We start from the raw sequence: 16,847 nt of genomic DNA on the forward strand, positions 1-16,847 counted from the left end.
AGGCGCTAAATATTAATTTACCGCCTATTTTTTATGAAAATTATTCAGCTTGTTCTTCTACGGCTTGGGTAAAAATATCTTCAAATGTTTGATCTGACCGATTACAAATCCATTTGTTGTTAATAAAGTCAAAATGATAACCTTGTTTTCTTGTTGCTAGCCAAACTTGAAATAAGGGTTCTTGTGTATTAATGATAATTTTACTGTTATTTGGAAAGCTGATATTAATAACATTACCATTAGTTTCGTAATCTAAATCGATATCATGCTCATCAGCATAATCATCAAGGTATGATTCAATTTGATTAAAAAGTTGATCAGTTAGAGTATGAAATTGAGTGACGTTCATATTGGTGTGATTATATTGAGCAATTAATATAGAAATAGTAGCATAAATAGAGAGACTCCGCCACAGCTAGGTGGCGAGAGCAAATTAAGTGTTACTGGTTGAGAGGTAATGAACAAGCCATTATTAATAATTTATAATTATCGTCATTTTTTTCGGCTCGCATCCAACGGCTTGGAATATTAATATTATTAATTAATTTACCCTCTGCAAAGTTTTTTTCAACAAGATCAAGTTGTCCTTTAGCAATTTCTTTTTTGTCACAATTAGCGTAATAGTTAATGACTATAGTGCGATAGGGTGTTTTCACATTATCTATGTTTTGTACTAATGCAGGAGTATAATTGATCACTTCTTTAAAGACACGAATTCGAGGATTATATGGGTGTGACTTTATCGATTTTTTATCGAGGAATGAATACCCAACCTTATTATCTTCGTCAGTTTTAGAAATAGGTGCAAATTGCTCACCGATTCTAGGATTGCTCAACATTTCCTCAACTTCTTTTGCTTGAGTGGCTTTCTCTTCTTCAGTAAGTTGTGGCTTTTCATCTGTTGCATGGCTTATAGTTGCAAAAGAAAAAAGAATTAAGACTAAGCATAATTTTTTCATTTAAATGTTATCTCCCTCTTTTGAGCTCTTGCCTTCACTTGATTCTTGAATTGCATTATTTTTCTCTTGTTCTTTTTTTAATTTAGAAGCTTCGATCTTTTCTTGCTGCTCTTTTCTTATTTGATCATCAAATAGCTTTATATCTGGACGATCTTTATAAAGAATATCTTTCTTTAAATCGCCTTGAATAGAACAAAGAACTCGATTTTGGTTGTTGTCTAGGTTTTCTAAATATAGTGATTTCTCAATTGTCCCAAGTTTTGGCACTACACCATCAATTGAATAGAGATTATCTGTCCACTCAGGGGATTTAGCATTACGATCATAAATTTTAGCATTAGCAATATAAACATTTTCATTATAATTTGACCATTTTATATTTTTTAATGCATTAATAATTTCTTCTTGGCTATTATCAAAAATAAAGCCCCAATAATAATATTTTCCAGATAAATTTGTTGGAATATATATGTCTTGGTATCCCGTAATAGTTAACCCGCGATATTTAAGTGGTTTTTTAAAAATAACTTTATTTTTATCTTGTTGATAAATGGATTCTACAGGAATGAATGTCACATTATCTTTTGTGGTTAAATCAACGTATTCGCTAAATGTTTTTTTATTTTCAGCTAGATTTTGGAAAAATTGATTATCACATGCAAGAAAAGTATCAACTATCTTATCTGTTACACTTGCTTTATTGTCTTGAGCAAAAGCTATGCAAGAAACGAGCGAAGAACAAGCAATCACAGTAAGTTTTTTGAAAAGCATGGGTTGTTCCTTTAAAAAAGCGATAATAGAATGTAACCATATTGTAAAGCAATGTAAGTTGATGTCAATCTAAACAGTTTTAATTTTGAACAAAAATCAGTAAATCACCAGCATTAAAAGAGATTTCGACAGTGTCATTAATCGCTTTATTACGTAAACTAGTAAAACTACCTAAAGATAGAGTTTGATTATGTAATGGGTATTCAAAACCGGTTATAGTTAACCCTGTAACTTTGGATAGAGGCATTAATGAAATAATATGGTATTTAACATGATGGATAATTTGATGGTTAGTTGCGAAGAAAAAGTGACAATAATCATCATAAAACAGCATTTTAAATTGTTGATGATATTGCATAGCAACCGATAAATTACCTAGAAAGTGGTCACTGGATCGTCCTGATGCACCATATATGGTAAATGATGTGACTCCTTTACTATTTAAAAACAACAACGCTTTTTCAAAGTCAGTTTTAGATTGATCTGGCGTATGAATGATTTGGGTTTTATCGGGAATTGTCATTGTGGAGTTAATGCTATCTAAATCACCGATTATAAAATCTGGTTTAATTGAAGATTTAGATAGATAACTATGATATGCACCGTCAGTACATGCGATATAATTATAATTACTTAATTGGGTAGGTAAATTTTTAGGTGGTTCGCCATTTACAAATAACAGTGCTGTAAACATTATTACTCCCATTAAAACATTTTATAACGCTAAAGTATAAGCCATAATAATTGCATCTTCTTTATTACCATCGGTAGTTGGGTAATAATTTTTTCTAATAGTTATTTGATTGAACCCTATTGAGTGATATAACTCAAGTGCTGGCGCATTTGATTTTCTTACTTCTAACCATATTGTCGAAATTTTATTTGGCATTGCCATTAAATCATCAATCAACTGGTTTAATAATGTTTTTGCTAACCCTTGATTCCGGTATTTAGGATGTATGGCAATATTAAATAAACTTGCCTCATCAGCTACCTGTTGGCAAATACAAAAGCCTACAATTTTATTATCAACGGTTATTTTAAGGTTTAAATAACGTTCTCCTTGATTTGAAAAGAAAGTCTCTTTAGACCAAGGAATAGGGTAGCATAATCGCTCTAACTCATAGGCTTCTGCTAGATCTTTTTCATTTAGGATGGAAATCGTTTTCATATTCACATAATTGTAGCCAAAGCTGTCGCTTTTGTTGTGGATCTTTGGCTAGCGAAACTAAATCGCTGGTTTTAATCGTTAATTTATTTTGCCATTGTTCATGGCTTTTTATGTCAATAAACCAAGTTACAACTTTTACTTCATCTGCCGGTATTATTAATTGCGAAGGCGTAAGAAATAAAACTTGCTCTTCAGTTAACTCAATGGCTTTTAAAATATCATAATAAATTTTTTGAGTTGGTTGCTGTTTAGCAATGACGATTAAACGAATTTTATCGTCGATATGTGTAGCAACTTCACCTTGAAAAACGGCAGAATTGCGTAAAACATATTGGGTAATATCACATTGCTTTAGATACCAATCAGTTGCTGTCATTGTCGGATTACTGTTTTTATTAGGGATTAAAGAAAGTTAATTGTATAATCTTCGCTTCAATTTATAAAGGTTTTTCATTGAGGCATTATGGCAATATCCGCATTTACTCCTGCTAGCCAAGTACTTGAACGTCATCAATCCTTTTTTGATGATAAAAATATTCTTATTGCAGGTGATATCCAAGATAATTACCCAGCTGTTATATCAGCTAATTTGGTTAAGATTCACTGCTCGCAGTATCACACATTTTTAAATTTTAAACACTCGAAACGAGCTGAAAGCACCAATTTTTCGCTCTATCCTGACGAGTCTTTTTATAACAATGTTAACACACTCATATATTATTGGCCTAAAACTAAGAGTGAAGCGCAATTTCAGTTATCATTTTTATTAAATAATATGCCTAAAGAGAGTGATATTTTTATTATTGGTGAAAATCGGACTGGTGTAAAAAGTGTTGAAGGGTTATTGGCTGATTTTGGTTCTATACAAAAAATAGATAGTGCAAGGCGATGTGGTCTGTATCATTTTCGTGCTGATAGCCGTTTAGCTTTTGAACTAAAAGAGTGGTGTCTAAGTTATCATTTAACCATTGAAAACCAAGATATCGAAATTAAAAGCTTACCAGGTGTATTTAGCCAAAAAGGATTAGATGCGGGTAGTGAGATTCTGTTAAATGCATTGATGGAACAGAGTGATATTATTAAAGGTAATATCCTAGATGTAGGCTGTGGCTCAGGCATATTATCAACAGTTTTAGGTAAGTTGTATCAAGATATAAGTTTAACATTAACCGATGTCAGCAGTATGGCGTTAGAATCAAGCAAAGCTACGTTAGCTTGTAATAATCTTTCTGCAAATGTTATTGCTAGTGATGTATTTTCAGATATCAACGATAAATTTCACTTAATCATCTCTAATCCACCTTTTCATGATGGTAAAGAGACAAGTTATACTGCAGTAAACAAACTGATTAAAGAGGCTAAAAAACACTTAAAATTAAATGGTTATCTTTGTATTGTGGCAAATTCATTTTTGCCTTATCAATCGATTTTGGATGAAACCTTTAAAAGTGTTGAAATTATTGCCCAAACAACAAAATTTAAAGTCTATTTAGCCAGTCATTAATAAGTAATGATAATCAAATATTCATGCGTGAGTAGAGTGAACTAGATCACGCGTGAAAATTGATGTTGTCGAACCAATCGTCGCATATAAATATCAAAACACATACAAATATTTCGAATAAGCAAATGCCCTTTAGGTTGGACAACGATGCTATCTTTACCAATTAAGACTAAACCATCTTGTTCCAATGGTGCTAATAGTTTTAAATCTTCAGTAAAATAGTCATCAAATTTTATCGCATAAAGTTGTTCAATTTGTTTTTTATCAAGGTAAAAATGGCAAATAAGTTGCTTAATGATGTCTCTTCTTATTTTGTCATCTTGATTTAAGGTAAATCCTTTCCATAAACCATTACCTTGTTGTTTAACTAAAGTTTGATAATTTTTTAGATCTTTATGGTTCTGTGCATAACTATCACCTAACATACTAATAGCTGACACACCAAGACCCAATAAATCTGAATCTCCTTTAGTTGTGTATCCTTGAAAGTTACGATGCAATTTATTTTCTTGTTGAGCATTAGCCAACTCATCGGTTGGTTTGGCAAAATGATCCATACCGATAAATTGATAACCGGCTTGAGTTAATTTTTCTATACTAGTTTGTAAGATCTTTAATTTTTGATTAGCGTTAGGTAAATCATAATCTTTGATTTTACGTTGCGCAGCAAAACGACTAGGTAAATGGGCATAATTAAAAACGCTTAATCTATCGGGTGAAATATCAATAACTTTATTTAAAGTTTCGGTAAAACTTTCAACGGTCTGTTTAGGTAATCCATAAATTAAATCGAGGCTAATTGATCGAAAATTATTTTTTCGTGCTTGAGCAATCAACGAGCGGATTAAATTTTCATCTTGTTCTCGGTTAATTAGATTCTGAATTTCATGATTGAAATCTTGAATTCCCATACTTAACCGATTAAAGCCTAGTTCAGAAAGATGATCGATTGTTTGTGTATTGATTTCTCTGGGGTCTATTTCAATTGATAATTCAGCATCTTGAGTAAAGTTAAAGTGTTGCCTGATTGATGTAATTAATCGTGTCATTTCATCATCAGTCAAAAAAGTAGGAGTGCCTCCGCCCCAATGCATTTGGCTTACAATACGATTTTTGAACAACTCTGACCGTTTAGCAATTTCAATATCTAGTATATCGAGATACTGGGTAACTTTATGGGTTTGCCGGGTAATAAGTTTATTACAACCGCAAAAGTAACAAAGTTTATGGCAAAACGGAATGTGGACATATAGTGATAATGAACGTTCAGGATAACGTGTGGCAGCTGAAAGAAAGTTTTGTTCAGTGAACTGCTCATTAAATTCAAGCGCAGTTGGATATGAAGTATATCTTGGGCCGGAATAGTTATACTTTTCTATCAACGCTTGGTCCCATAGCTGAGATTGAATCATATTGTGTTTATTTAATCCTGCTTTTGACATTGTTGTTTCCATCACATTTTGCTTTACTGCGCTTTTTAATTTGCGCTTTAATTTTAATACGATTGATTTTTTTCAAATACAATAATGTGCAGATAAATAATCCCAAATATAAACCGAGCATAATAAATATTGGCATGGTTAATGACTCTTTATTGACATTATTTGGAAAATGAAATTATAAATTTCTAGTTCATATTAAATAAATCTAACTTAATTACGTTTAAGTAAGCTGACAATATCTTCTTTAGGCTCTTCTAACTCGTCATCAAAATCATTATCTTCATAACCTAATTGTTTCATCAGTTGATCAATGCGATCTAGTTTATTATCAAGATAAGATTGTTGTTCATTAGTCAATGTTTTGCCTTGCTCAACTAAATCAAGTAAATGGTCAAGTTTAGTATCATTTTCAAGCTGGTCTAATTCTTGTTCTGGTGTTAATTTGACCTTTTTAGGTTGATTAACTTTTATAATTGGATCATCCGTTTGCACTAATGAAATTGGTTTTTTACTACCAATTCGCGGATCTTTAATGATATTTGACGTTTTTTTATTGTTTTGTTTGCCGTTAAAACGAGAACCACTAGGTAAACCTTTATGTTTACGTTTGCGCTTAAGTTCTCGAGACTCTTCATTAATCTCTTGACGGGTTTTTTTCGATTTATTTTTTAACATACAATCTCAATTTAATATCTGGTTATAAATTTACTTAAACATATTTTACCAGCAAGTCATTAATATAGCTATGAGCAGAAGTTAATGCGAATTTATGATTGTAAAAAAATAGATTTAGTATAATCTGAGCCAAATAATTTTTAAATATTGAGCAAATAAAACATGAAAAATCATTTGAGCCCTTATATGCAATTTACCCGACAAGAGTGGGCTGGCTTGCGTAATGCGGTACCGATGACTTTAACTGCTGAAGAATTAACCTCGTTACAAGGAATTAATGAAGATTTGTCTATGGATGAAGTAAGTGAAATTTACTTGCCTTTATCTCGATTACTCAATTATTATATAAGCAATAGTTTTAGCCGTCAGGCAGTCTTATCAAAGTTTCTAGGTAAAAGTCAGAAAATACCTTATGTTATCGGTATTGCTGGTAGTGTTGCTGTTGGTAAAAGCACCACAGCTCGTGTCTTACAAGCATTATTAACTCGTTGGCCGGAACATCGCAAAGTTGCGTTAGTAACGACCGATGGCTTTTTATATCCCAATCGTTATCTTGAAGAACGTGGTATCATGAATAAGAAAGGATTTCCTCAATCTTATGATATCAAAAAGTTAATTAATTTTGTTGCTGATGTAAAGTCAGGTCAGTCAGAAGTTAAAGCACCCGTTTATTCTCATTTGGTTTACGATATTGTTGAAGACGAACAGATTACTATCGACAGTCCAGATATTTTAATTCTTGAAGGATTAAATGTTTTACAAGGCACCATAAATTATACACAGGCTAACAATCGGGTGTTTGTTTCCGATTATGTAGACTTTTCAATATATGTCGATGCACAATTACCCTTATTACACGATTGGTATGTGAATCGATTTTTAAAATTTAGAGCTGGGGCATTTAGTGATCCTAACTCTTACTTTAACCACTATTCTAAGCTTCCCGAGGAAGAGGCTGTGAATATTGCTAACCGCCTTTGGCGAGAAATTAATGAATTGAATTTGATCGAAAATATCCTGCCAACACGGGAACGAGCAAGTTTGATTTTAACCAAAGGTAAAGATCATAAAGTAGATTGTGTTCAATTAAGAAAATAAACTTAGGGGAATCAATATGAAATCAGCAATTAGGTTATTAAGTAAGTTAAGCATTATCACTTTAGTTACTGCATTTTCTGTAAACAGTTATGCAACAAATAATGATGAATACCAAGGGTTAAATTGTGACGGAAAAAAACAAGCAATCCAAACTAAAATAGATCAAGCTAAGAATGCCAATAATGCTAATGAAGTTGCAGGTCTTGAAAAAGCACTTCAAGAAGTTAATACCAATTGTAAAGATGAAACATTAGAAGAAAAATATAAAAGATTAGTGGTTGAAAAAACTAAAGATGTTACTGATAAAACTAAAGAATTAGCAGAAAAGACTAAAGAATATGCAAAAGACAAACTCAATGCAAATCAAGATAAAATTGATGCATTAAAAGCTAAATTAAATGATGCTGAAAAAGAGTTATCTGATGCTAAAGATAAACTTGCTGATTATTACAAACAAATGACTAGCAAATAGAGTAAAGTTAAACGCAAAAAAGTGCCTTCCTCAACTTTTTTGTTAGATAAGCACCATTAATCGAGCGTTAATGGTGCTTTTTTATTGATAAAAGATAATGTGCTTAAACTAGACTTTTCTGCCTAAAAAGAGTAAGGTGTGCGCCTTATTACGTGGTTCGTGAACCTCCCACGCTAAAAAACTAAGGAAAATTTAATGAGCAACATTACACTACTTGGCGACCAATCTGTTCGCTATCCAACTGACTATTGTCCAAATATTTTAGAAACCTTTGATAATAAACACCCCGGTAATGATTATTTTGTTAAATTTAATTGCCCGGAATTTACCAGCCTTTGTCCTATCACTGGTCAACCTGATTTTGCGACGATTTATATTTCGTATGTCCCCAATATAAAGATGGTGGAAAGTAAATCGCTCAAACTCTATTTATTTAGCTTTCGTAATCATGGTGATTATCATGAAGATTGCATTAATATCATTATGAAAGATCTGATTAAATTAATGGATCCTAAATATATTGAGGTTTGGGGGAAATTTACACCACGTGGTGGTATCTCTATCGACCCTTATGCTAATTACGGTAAACCTGGTACTAACTGGGAACAAATTGCGCTTAATCGTTTAGCTAATCACGATCTTTATCCTGAAAAAGTCGATAATCGTTAATTTTTTTCGTACACAAATTAAATCGGAACCGTTAAAAATGCAAAATCGTAAAGCACTAGTGATATTTTCTGGTGGGCAAGATTCTACTACCTGTTTACTGCAAGCCATTGCTGATTATGGGCGTGAAAACGTTGAAACAATCAGCTTTCAATATGGTCAACGACATGCCATTGAGCTTGAAAAAGCCAAATGGATTGCTGACGATCTTGGTGTAAAGCAAACCGTCATTGACACTTCAGTGATCAAACAAACAACTAATAATGCCTTGATTGATGACTCGCAAGAAATTAAATCAGCTCAAGAAGGGAATTATCCGAATACCTTTGTTGACGGGCGTAATATGCTATTTTTATTGTTAGCCGGGTGTTATGCCAAACAGCACGGTATTAAAGATATCATTATTGGGGTATGTGAAACCGATTTTAGTGGTTATCCGGATTGTCGAGATATCTTTATTAAATCCATGAATGTTTCGATGAATTTAGCCTTGGATTACACGTTTAACATCATCACCCCATTAATGTATCTGACTAAAGCGCAAACATGGGAAATGGCTGATAAACTTGGTTATCTTGATTATATTCGGCTACACACTCACACTTGTTATTATGGGGTAGAGGGGGGATGTGGTAAATGTCCTAGTTGCGACTTACGTGAAAAAGGGTTAAATCAGTATCTAACCCATAGCTCTAAATAGTATTATTTAAAGGGGAAATGCATGTCTGACAATCATCAACGATTAGTCTCATTGGATGTATTGCGAGGAATGACCATTGCAGGAATGATTTTAGTGAATAATCCCGGGTCGCAAAATGCTATTTATCCTTTACTTAGGCATGCTAAATGGAACGGGCTGACTTTTGCCGATCTCATCTTTCCTTTATTTATGTTTATTATGGGCGTGTCGACTTATATTTCCTTAAATAAATTAGATTTTAAGCTTAATAAAATTCTGTTAATTAAAATCTTGAAAAGAACACTGATTATTTTTGCTATTGGATTATTGATTGCTTGGTTTTCGGGTTTTCTTGCTTTGTATAAGTATTTTAATTGGCTGCCGTTTCATGAGCGGATGGTTGAATCTTTGTCTTGTATAGATCAAATCCGAATTATGGGCATTTTACAACGTTTAGCGATCTGTTATTTGTTTTCTTCTCTTATTATTTTATGTTTTGATAGAAAATATTTGCCTGTTCTGATCGTTCAAATATTACTGTTTTATTTTTTCATCTTATATTTGGGCGACGGGTTTGAGCAAAAAAATAACAACATTATTGCTAAAGTCGATAGAATGATTTTGGGTGAAGAGCGTATGTATCTGGATAATGGTATGTATTTTGAACCGGAAGGGATATTAAGTACTTTTCCGGCCATTGCTCAAGTCCTTATCGGTTTTTGTATCGCCAAACAAATATTTGCGACTAATGTCAATGTCGACAAAATAAAAATCTTGATTAAATACGGGATAATTTTTTCAATAATAGGGTTTATTTTGAGTTTTATTTGCCCAATTAATAAAAAAATCTGGTCACCGTCATTTGTATTGGTGACTTGTGCTATAGGTTGTGTCTTATTTGCCTTATTAATTTGGTTGATTGATATCAAAAAATACAAAAACGCCGTTCATTGTTTTATCCCCTTTGGCATGAATTCGTTATTCATTTTTGTTGTCGCCGGTATTATTTCGATTATAACGCGTAGAATGACGCTGGTTTATCATTCTGATTCACTCAGTTTGCGACAATTTCTGTATTCAAAGGTTTTAGGGCAATATTTTGGAAACTACCCCAGTTCTTTTATCTATGCCTTATTCATTGTCGTAATTTGTTGGTTGATTGCTTTTATTTTATATAAAAAGCATTTTTTTATAACAATTTAAAAATATTAGATATCGATGTAATTAAATTCGGGTTATCCGACATTTTTAACCTTAATTACATCATTTTTACATTAAAGATTATGGGTTCTCTCACCCCATTTAAAAAAGGAAACGAATATGTATTTGAATATTCATTCTGAAACACTTCAGAACAAATTTAATTCAGCTCAGCAGCGCAAGGCGCTTTGCTGGCTCTCTTTCTTTCATATTTTAGTTATTGCTTCGAGCAATTATCTGGTCCAAATCCCATTTGATATCTTCGGTTTTCATACCACTTGGGGAGCATTTACCTTTCCATTTATCTTTTTAACCACCGATTTAACCATTCGGGTATTTGGTGCTAGTCTTGCCAGAAAGATTATCTTTGTAGTGATGATACCAGCATTACTGTTCTCTTATTCCATTTCGGTTGTGTTTTTTGAAGGGCATTGGATGGGATTTTCAGCTTTATCTGATTTTAACAGTTTTGTTTTCCGTATTGCTTTAGCCAGTTTTGCCGCTTATTTAGTCGGGCAATTGATGGATATCACCGTGTTTAATTATTTACGTAAGAATAAAGCATGGTGGGTTGCGCCTTCGGCGTCAGCGGTGTTAGGTAATGGTATAGATACTATTGTCTTTTTTGCCATTGCCTTTTATCAAAGTAGTGACGAATTTATGGCCAATCATTGGATCGAGATTGCCGCAATTGACTATAGTTTTAAAATTTTGATTTGTGGATTATTCTTCTTACCGCTTTATGGCATTATTTTGAATTTCATTTTAAAAAAACTGCTTATAAAATCACTATAACAACCTGATTAATTACTTAATTATTCGGAATAATTGTTAATATTTAGAGCTTATCAGCGTTATGATAAGTTCTAAATGCTAAAACCCCTCTCAAAAACCCCGTTCCTCAACTTTTTTTACCAATTTAAAACATTTAATTATCTCAAAAAAAATTAAAAATATTGATAAAGATTCTTTGCTAAAGTTTTTGTGAAAGTGCATAATATAAACAAAAAAATAAGTAGTATTTTTATCAGGAATAGAAAGGATTTAGGTGAAACAATGAGATTGATAAAACACTTAGCCGTGTTGGGTTTGTTTTTGACGTTATGCGCTTGTGATAATCAAAAAGATAAATCGACAGATTCAGTAAGTAATAATAAAACTGAATTAACTACAAATAATACCAGTAATACCAGTAATACCAGTAATACAACGCATGATTCGAGTACAAATTCGCAATCTCATAACCCATTTAATCCAACACCTGAACTAATCGAAAAATATAAAGGTAAAAATCTAAAAGTTCTCGATAGTTCAGAATTAATCATTGATGGTTCAAGCACATTAGTCGTGACGTTTTCCGTTCCTCTCAATCCGAAATTGAATTTTTCAAATTTATTAAGATTGGTTGACAAAGAGAGTGGTGTGGTTGATGGCGCTTGGGAGTTGTCTGATAATGGCCTTGAATTAAAACTTCGCTACCTTCAGCCAAATCGTAAATTGGTTTTAACTATCGATAAGATGTTATCAGCGATTAATGATAGCCATTTGTCATCTGTTTATGAAGCTCAAATAACCACCCAAGATCGCCAACCTATGGTTGGTTTTGCTAGTACTGGATTTTTATTACCAAGTAAATCCATGAGTGGATTGCCGATTAATACGCTCAATGTTGATAAAGTTGATATAAACTTTTTCAAAATTAAGCCAGAAAAATTACCTATTTTGCTTGATAATTATGGTTTTATTGATATGTTGTCAATTTGGCGTTCGCAAAGTATGAGTGAATATACTGATTTAGTTTATTCTTCAAGATTTGATCTTAATCCTAGACCGAATGCTCAAGAAACCATTATCGTTAACCTTTCTACAGTTTCTGAACTTAATCAAGAAGGTGTTTATATTGCGGTAATGAATGAAGCGGGTACTTATAATGAATCAAATCCTGCAACAATATTTTCAATAAGCAATATCGGGATTTCATATCATCGTTATGATAATGGTAAATTAGCGGTAACAACTCATGCTTTAGATAACGGTAAGCCACTAGCTAATATTAATTTAACATTATTATGCGAATCTAATAATAAGCAGTGTAAGAATATTAAGGCAACGACAGATAAAGATGGCTATGTTGAAATCGATGGCAACAACAAGGCATATAGCGTATTGACTGCAACCGATGGCGAGCAAACTTCATTTTTGATGGTTAATCGTGCTGCGCTTAATTTAACTGATTTCAATTTATCGGGCAAACCTTTCTACCAAAAACAATTATTTGTTTTTGGCCCTCGTGACCTTTATCGTCCGAACGAAACCGTCTATTTTAATGCACTATTACGTGATGCAGATGGACAGCCATTACCTGATCAACCAATCGTCGCTGAAGTGTTTTCTTCTAATGGTCGAGTTGTCAAAACTTATCAACTAAAAAGCAGTGTGAATACCAATGGTTTATATCAACAACAATTTGTTATCCCCGCTGATGCAGCAACAGGTAATTGGTTAATTCGTTTCAATTTAGGTGATGATAACTATCGCCAGTGGAATTTCAAAGTTGAAGAATTTTTGCCAGAACGTATGGCGATGGAAATACACAGTTCATCTGATGGTCCAATTCTAAAGAGTGAAGATGTTTCTTTTGATATAAAAGGTTGGTATTTATATGGTGCGCCAGCATCCGGTAATCGCTTAGATGCTAATCTTTATTTAAAGAAAGTTGATACCATTGCAGGATTAGATGACTTCAAAATTGGATCAGCTACTGAAGAAAATCCATATCGCGAACTTGATTCTTTAGAGTTAAAGTTAGATAGCGATGGTTTAACTGAAATTAATATTGAGAATAATTATTGGTCAGGAAGCTCATCACCTCTAAAAGTCGTTTTACAAGCTAGTTTGCTAGATTCTGGTGGTAGACCAGTTACGCGTTATGCAACACAAACTATTTGGCCTGCACCTAAATTGCCGGCAATCCGAGCATTATTTGAAAACTCAGAATATTATGATTGGAATAGCGATAATTATTTTGAGCGTCCAACTGTAGACATAAATAGTAATGCTGAATTCGAAATCGCTTATGTTGATTTGGATGGGGAAAAATTAGGTACAAAATCATTAAAAGCTAGACTAGTTCGTGAGCGTAATGATTACTATTGGGTTTGGTCAGAGGAAGACGGTTGGCGTCAAAGTTCCAACTCGAAGGAATTTGTGGTTTCTGAAGATCAGTTATCTATTGAGGCAGGCAGTACCACAAAAATAGCCTATCAACCTACTGATTATGGTGCTTACCGAATTGAAGTGGTAGATACAAACAGTAAAGTCGTATCAAGTCTCAGATTCTGGGCTGGTTATGATTGGGAAGATAATACTCATGGTACTAAATCTGTACGCCCAGACCAAGTTAAGTTAAGTATTGATAAACCATCTTATAATCCTGGAGATGTCGCTAAAGTTAATGTTCAAGCACCTGTAGCTGGTTCTGGTTATATTTCTCTCGAAACCAATGATGGGACCATTTGGAAAAAAGCCATTACGGTGGGTGAAGAAGGTTTAGATGTCGAAATTCCTATTGAAAAATGGGGGCGACATGATGTCTATATTAGTGCTATGATTATTCGCCCTTCGACTGATGCTTCCGTGCAAACAGTTAAACGAGCAATTGGTTTACTTTATTTACCAATTGATACGTCTAATCGTCAATTAAATGTGACAATTGATACACCGGTACAAGTAGAACCTGAAACTGTTGTGCCAATTAAAATTAAAATGGATAAGCCATCTGTCCAAAAAGATAAAAAAGTGACTGTATTGGTTTCAGCTGTTGATTCAGGTGTTTTAAATATCACTGATTATGTCACACCAGATCCTTATGCTTGGTTTTTAGGACGTAAACGTTTTAATGTAGATTTTAACGATGTCTATGGCAGCTTAATTGAAGCTACTGGTCGTAATGTAAATATGAGCTTTGGTGGTGATGCGATGGGCGCTGGCGGTAAAAAACCGTCAAATGAAGTTCAAATTGTTGCGCAACAACTCAAAACCATTCAATTAGATGATAATGGGGAAGGTGTGATTAATTTACCTTTACCTAATTTTAATGGTGAGCTACGTATAATGGCTCAAGCATGGGATGATAATCGTTTTGGTAAAGCTGATAAAAAAATGAAGGTTTCAGCTCCGGTTATAGTTGAATTATCAACTCCTCGATTCTTATCTGGTGGTGATCGCGCTGTATTAACGTTAGATCTTCATAATTTGACAGATAAAACACAAAATATGAAAGTTGAAGTATCGACTAATGGTTTGATTCATCAAAATGAAGCCAAAACGATATCACTCAAACTTGATAGTAAACAAAAAGATATCATTCAAATCCCTGTTATTGCAGATTATGGTTATGGTACTGGTTCGGTAACGATAGCGGTCAAAGGTATTTTACTTGAAGATAATTCTGACACTAAAATTGAAAGATCATGGTCAATTGGAGTAAGGCCTGCATATGCCGGAACAACGAGATCTTATGTGTTAGCACTAGATGCCAATGAGAATTGGGAATTACCAAACGATGCATTAACAGGATTAATTGATAACACTGTTGAAGGGCAATTGGTCATTTCTAATCAGCCGCCGTTAAATATTGCTCAATATATCAAAGATTTATTTGCATATCCTTACGGTTGTTTGGAACAAACAACGAGTGGTTTATTCCCATCATTATATGCTAATAGTAAACAACTCGCAGAACTAGGTATTAAAACTGATTCAGATGAGAAGCGTCGTGAAAAAGTGCAATTAGGTATTTCACGTATCTTATCAATGCAACGAAGTAATGGTAGCTTTGGGCTATGGAATAGTCATAGTGAAGAAGAGCATTGGTTGACAGTTTATGCAACAGATTTCTTGTTGCAAGCTAAAGAACGAGGTTATCAAGTTAGTGATAAAGCGCTTGATTCAGCAATGACACGTCTAGGTCAATATATCTATGATACGTCTGCATATAATAATTTTGGTTATTATGGAGATTCACGTAGTTTTGAGTTTTCTAAGTTGTCAATTAAAGCCTATGCATTAATGGTTTTAACTAAACAAAATAAAGTTACCTCAGCAATGCGTAACGAGATAAATTATTTATCAGACAAGATAAGTAATGATAAGTCATTTATCTATTCGCCATTACCTATAGCTCAACTAGCGGTTGCTGCTAAATTAAATGGTAATCAAAATGTTTATGAAAAATTATTACCTTTAGTTTTTAGCACTTCGTATCAATACAATAATCACTGGTTTGGTAATTACGGTAGTGAAATACGTGATGAAGCATTAATTCTATCTTTATTAATAGAAAACAAAATAGCTCAGAATAAACAAGGTACTTATCTGTATAATTTATCAGATTTATTAAACAGTAAACGATATTTCTCAACACAAGAATTAAATTCATTGTTTATTGCTGGTTGGTCATTAGAACAGCATAGAAGTGGTAATAAATTTAAAGTATCAGTGAATGGAAAAGTTAATGAAGTTGATTCAGTATTTTCTCATTCATATGATTTTGATAAATTAACCCAAGGATTATCGATTGATAATTCAGAATCAGATGAGCCACTATATGTTAAGTTCTCTGTAACAGGTTATTCTAAAACACCTCCAGCGCCAACCTCAGCTGATGGTTTCTTTAACATCAGTCGTACGTATTATGATTTGCAGGGTAATAAAATATCACCAGCAGATTTAGATGTAGGTTCTATGATGGTTGTGGTTTTAGATGTAATAGCTAAAGAACAAGTTCATGATGCGTTGGTTGTTGATTTCTTACCAGCTGGTCTAGAGCTTGAAAATCAAAACCTTTCTAATAGTAGTGTGAATTTATCATCAATTCCTGGTATAGCTAAATTAATGGGAGATGATGATGCTAGTAATATTAAATATCAAGAATATAGAGATGATAGATATGTTGCCGCTGTTAACATTAATAATTATGTGGGGCGCAATAAATATCGAAAACGTTTAGTGTATTTAGTTAGAGCAGTAACTACTGGCGATTACATGATTCCTTATCCTTATGTAGAATCTATGTATCGTCCAGACCGTTTTGCTATAGGACAATCACCTGATTTCATGACTATTTCAAATCCTAAGCAGGAAGAAAATTAATTAGATATTAATATACGTTACTAATTATTCCGCCAATATATTTGGCGGAATTTTTAT

The 16,847-nt window shown here is 33.1% G+C and carries 16 protein-coding genes and 1 riboswitch; of the genes, 8 read left to right on the forward strand and 8 right to left on the reverse strand.

Features of this window, described 5'->3' with window-relative positions; all coding sequences use genetic code 11:
• Positions 1-40: 40 nt before the first annotated feature.
• The 6 genes from cyaY to A9G07_RS02185 all read right to left on the reverse strand — a co-directional run bounded on the left by cyaY (position 41) and on the right by A9G07_RS02185 (position 3,277).
• Entirely contained in the window at positions 41-349 is a 309-nt protein-coding gene (gene cyaY / locus A9G07_RS02160; RefSeq protein WP_065733841.1) for an iron donor protein CyaY, read from the reverse strand.
• 91 nt (positions 350-440) lie between these two features.
• Positions 441-959, reverse strand: coding sequence for a surface-adhesin E family protein (locus A9G07_RS02165; RefSeq protein ID WP_065733842.1), 519 nt, complete (start codon positions 957-959; stop codon positions 441-443).
• Complete coding sequence (locus tag A9G07_RS02170; RefSeq protein WP_065733843.1) at positions 960-1,730, reverse strand: hypothetical protein; 771 nt, start codon at positions 1,728-1,730, stop codon at positions 960-962.
• Positions 1,731-1,809: 79 nt separating this feature from the next.
• On the reverse strand, positions 1,810-2,424 hold the full coding sequence (locus tag A9G07_RS02175; protein WP_065733844.1) for a thiamine diphosphokinase: 615 nt from the start codon (positions 2,422-2,424) through the stop codon (positions 1,810-1,812).
• 21 nt (positions 2,425-2,445) lie between these two features.
• Positions 2,446-2,901 (reverse strand): ribosomal protein S18-alanine N-acetyltransferase, encoded by a 456-nt coding sequence (gene rimI, locus A9G07_RS02180; protein ID WP_065733845.1) that lies wholly within the window; start codon positions 2,899-2,901, stop codon positions 2,446-2,448.
• Complete coding sequence (locus A9G07_RS02185) at positions 2,876-3,277, reverse strand: DNA polymerase III subunit psi (protein WP_065733846.1); 402 nt, start codon at positions 3,275-3,277, stop codon at positions 2,876-2,878. Before A9G07_RS02185 ends, rimI begins: the two co-directional genes overlap by 26 nt.
• A 93-nt stretch (positions 3,278-3,370) precedes the next feature.
• Between A9G07_RS02185 and rsmC the strand changes: the two genes are divergently transcribed.
• Positions 3,371-4,405, forward strand: a complete 1,035-nt coding sequence (rsmC, locus tag A9G07_RS02190) for a 16S rRNA (guanine(1207)-N(2))-methyltransferase RsmC (RefSeq protein WP_065734162.1) — start codon at positions 3,371-3,373, stop codon at positions 4,403-4,405.
• Positions 4,406-4,446: 41 nt separating this feature from the next.
• On the opposite strand, the gene hemN is transcribed toward rsmC, so the two are convergent.
• Positions 4,447-5,817, reverse strand: a complete 1,371-nt coding sequence (gene hemN, locus A9G07_RS02195; protein ID WP_065734163.1) for an oxygen-independent coproporphyrinogen III oxidase — start codon at positions 5,815-5,817, stop codon at positions 4,447-4,449.
• 240 nt (positions 5,818-6,057) lie between these two features.
• Positions 6,058-6,522, reverse strand: coding sequence for a Der GTPase-activating protein YihI (yihI, locus tag A9G07_RS02200; RefSeq protein ID WP_065733847.1), 465 nt, complete (start codon positions 6,520-6,522; stop codon positions 6,058-6,060).
• 162 nt (positions 6,523-6,684) lie between these two features.
• Here yihI and coaA point away from each other — a divergent pair, with 162 nt between their 5' ends.
• From coaA to A9G07_RS02235, 7 genes are all read left to right on the forward strand, one after another.
• Complete coding sequence (gene coaA, locus A9G07_RS02205; RefSeq protein WP_065563120.1) at positions 6,685-7,620, forward strand: type I pantothenate kinase; 936 nt, start codon at positions 6,685-6,687, stop codon at positions 7,618-7,620.
• 16 nt (positions 7,621-7,636) lie between these two features.
• The gene (locus A9G07_RS02210) at positions 7,637-8,092 is read left to right on the forward strand and encodes a DUF1090 family protein (RefSeq protein WP_065563119.1); all 456 of its coding nucleotides are present in this window, start codon (positions 7,637-7,639) and stop codon (positions 8,090-8,092) included.
• A gap of 146 nt (positions 8,093-8,238) precedes the next feature.
• Positions 8,239-8,283: riboswitch (PreQ1 riboswitch) on the forward strand.
• A gap of 4 nt (positions 8,284-8,287) precedes the next feature.
• Positions 8,288-8,761: a preQ(1) synthase gene (queF, locus tag A9G07_RS02215; RefSeq protein ID WP_065563118.1), complete on the forward strand. Its 474-nt coding sequence runs from the start codon at positions 8,288-8,290 to the stop codon at positions 8,759-8,761.
• 16 nt (positions 8,762-8,777) lie between these two features.
• On the forward strand, positions 8,778-9,458 hold the full coding sequence (gene queC / locus A9G07_RS02220) for a 7-cyano-7-deazaguanine synthase QueC (protein WP_256122080.1): 681 nt from the start codon (positions 8,778-8,780) through the stop codon (positions 9,456-9,458).
• A gap of 21 nt (positions 9,459-9,479) precedes the next feature.
• A complete protein-coding gene (locus A9G07_RS02225) occupies positions 9,480-10,640 on the forward strand; it encodes an acyltransferase family protein (protein WP_065733849.1) in 1,161 nt (386 codons plus the stop codon).
• Between the two features lie 117 nt (positions 10,641-10,757).
• Complete coding sequence (locus tag A9G07_RS02230) at positions 10,758-11,432, forward strand: 7-cyano-7-deazaguanine/7-aminomethyl-7-deazaguanine transporter (RefSeq protein ID WP_065733850.1); 675 nt, start codon at positions 10,758-10,760, stop codon at positions 11,430-11,432.
• A gap of 261 nt (positions 11,433-11,693) precedes the next feature.
• Complete coding sequence (locus A9G07_RS02235) at positions 11,694-16,790, forward strand: alpha-2-macroglobulin family protein (protein ID WP_065733851.1); 5,097 nt, start codon at positions 11,694-11,696, stop codon at positions 16,788-16,790.
• The last annotated feature ends 57 nt before the right edge of the window (positions 16,791-16,847 follow it).

This window comes from Gilliamella sp. wkB72 (assembly GCF_001693745.1).
GTDB lineage: Bacteria > Pseudomonadota > Gammaproteobacteria > Enterobacterales > Orbaceae > Gilliamella > Gilliamella apicola_E.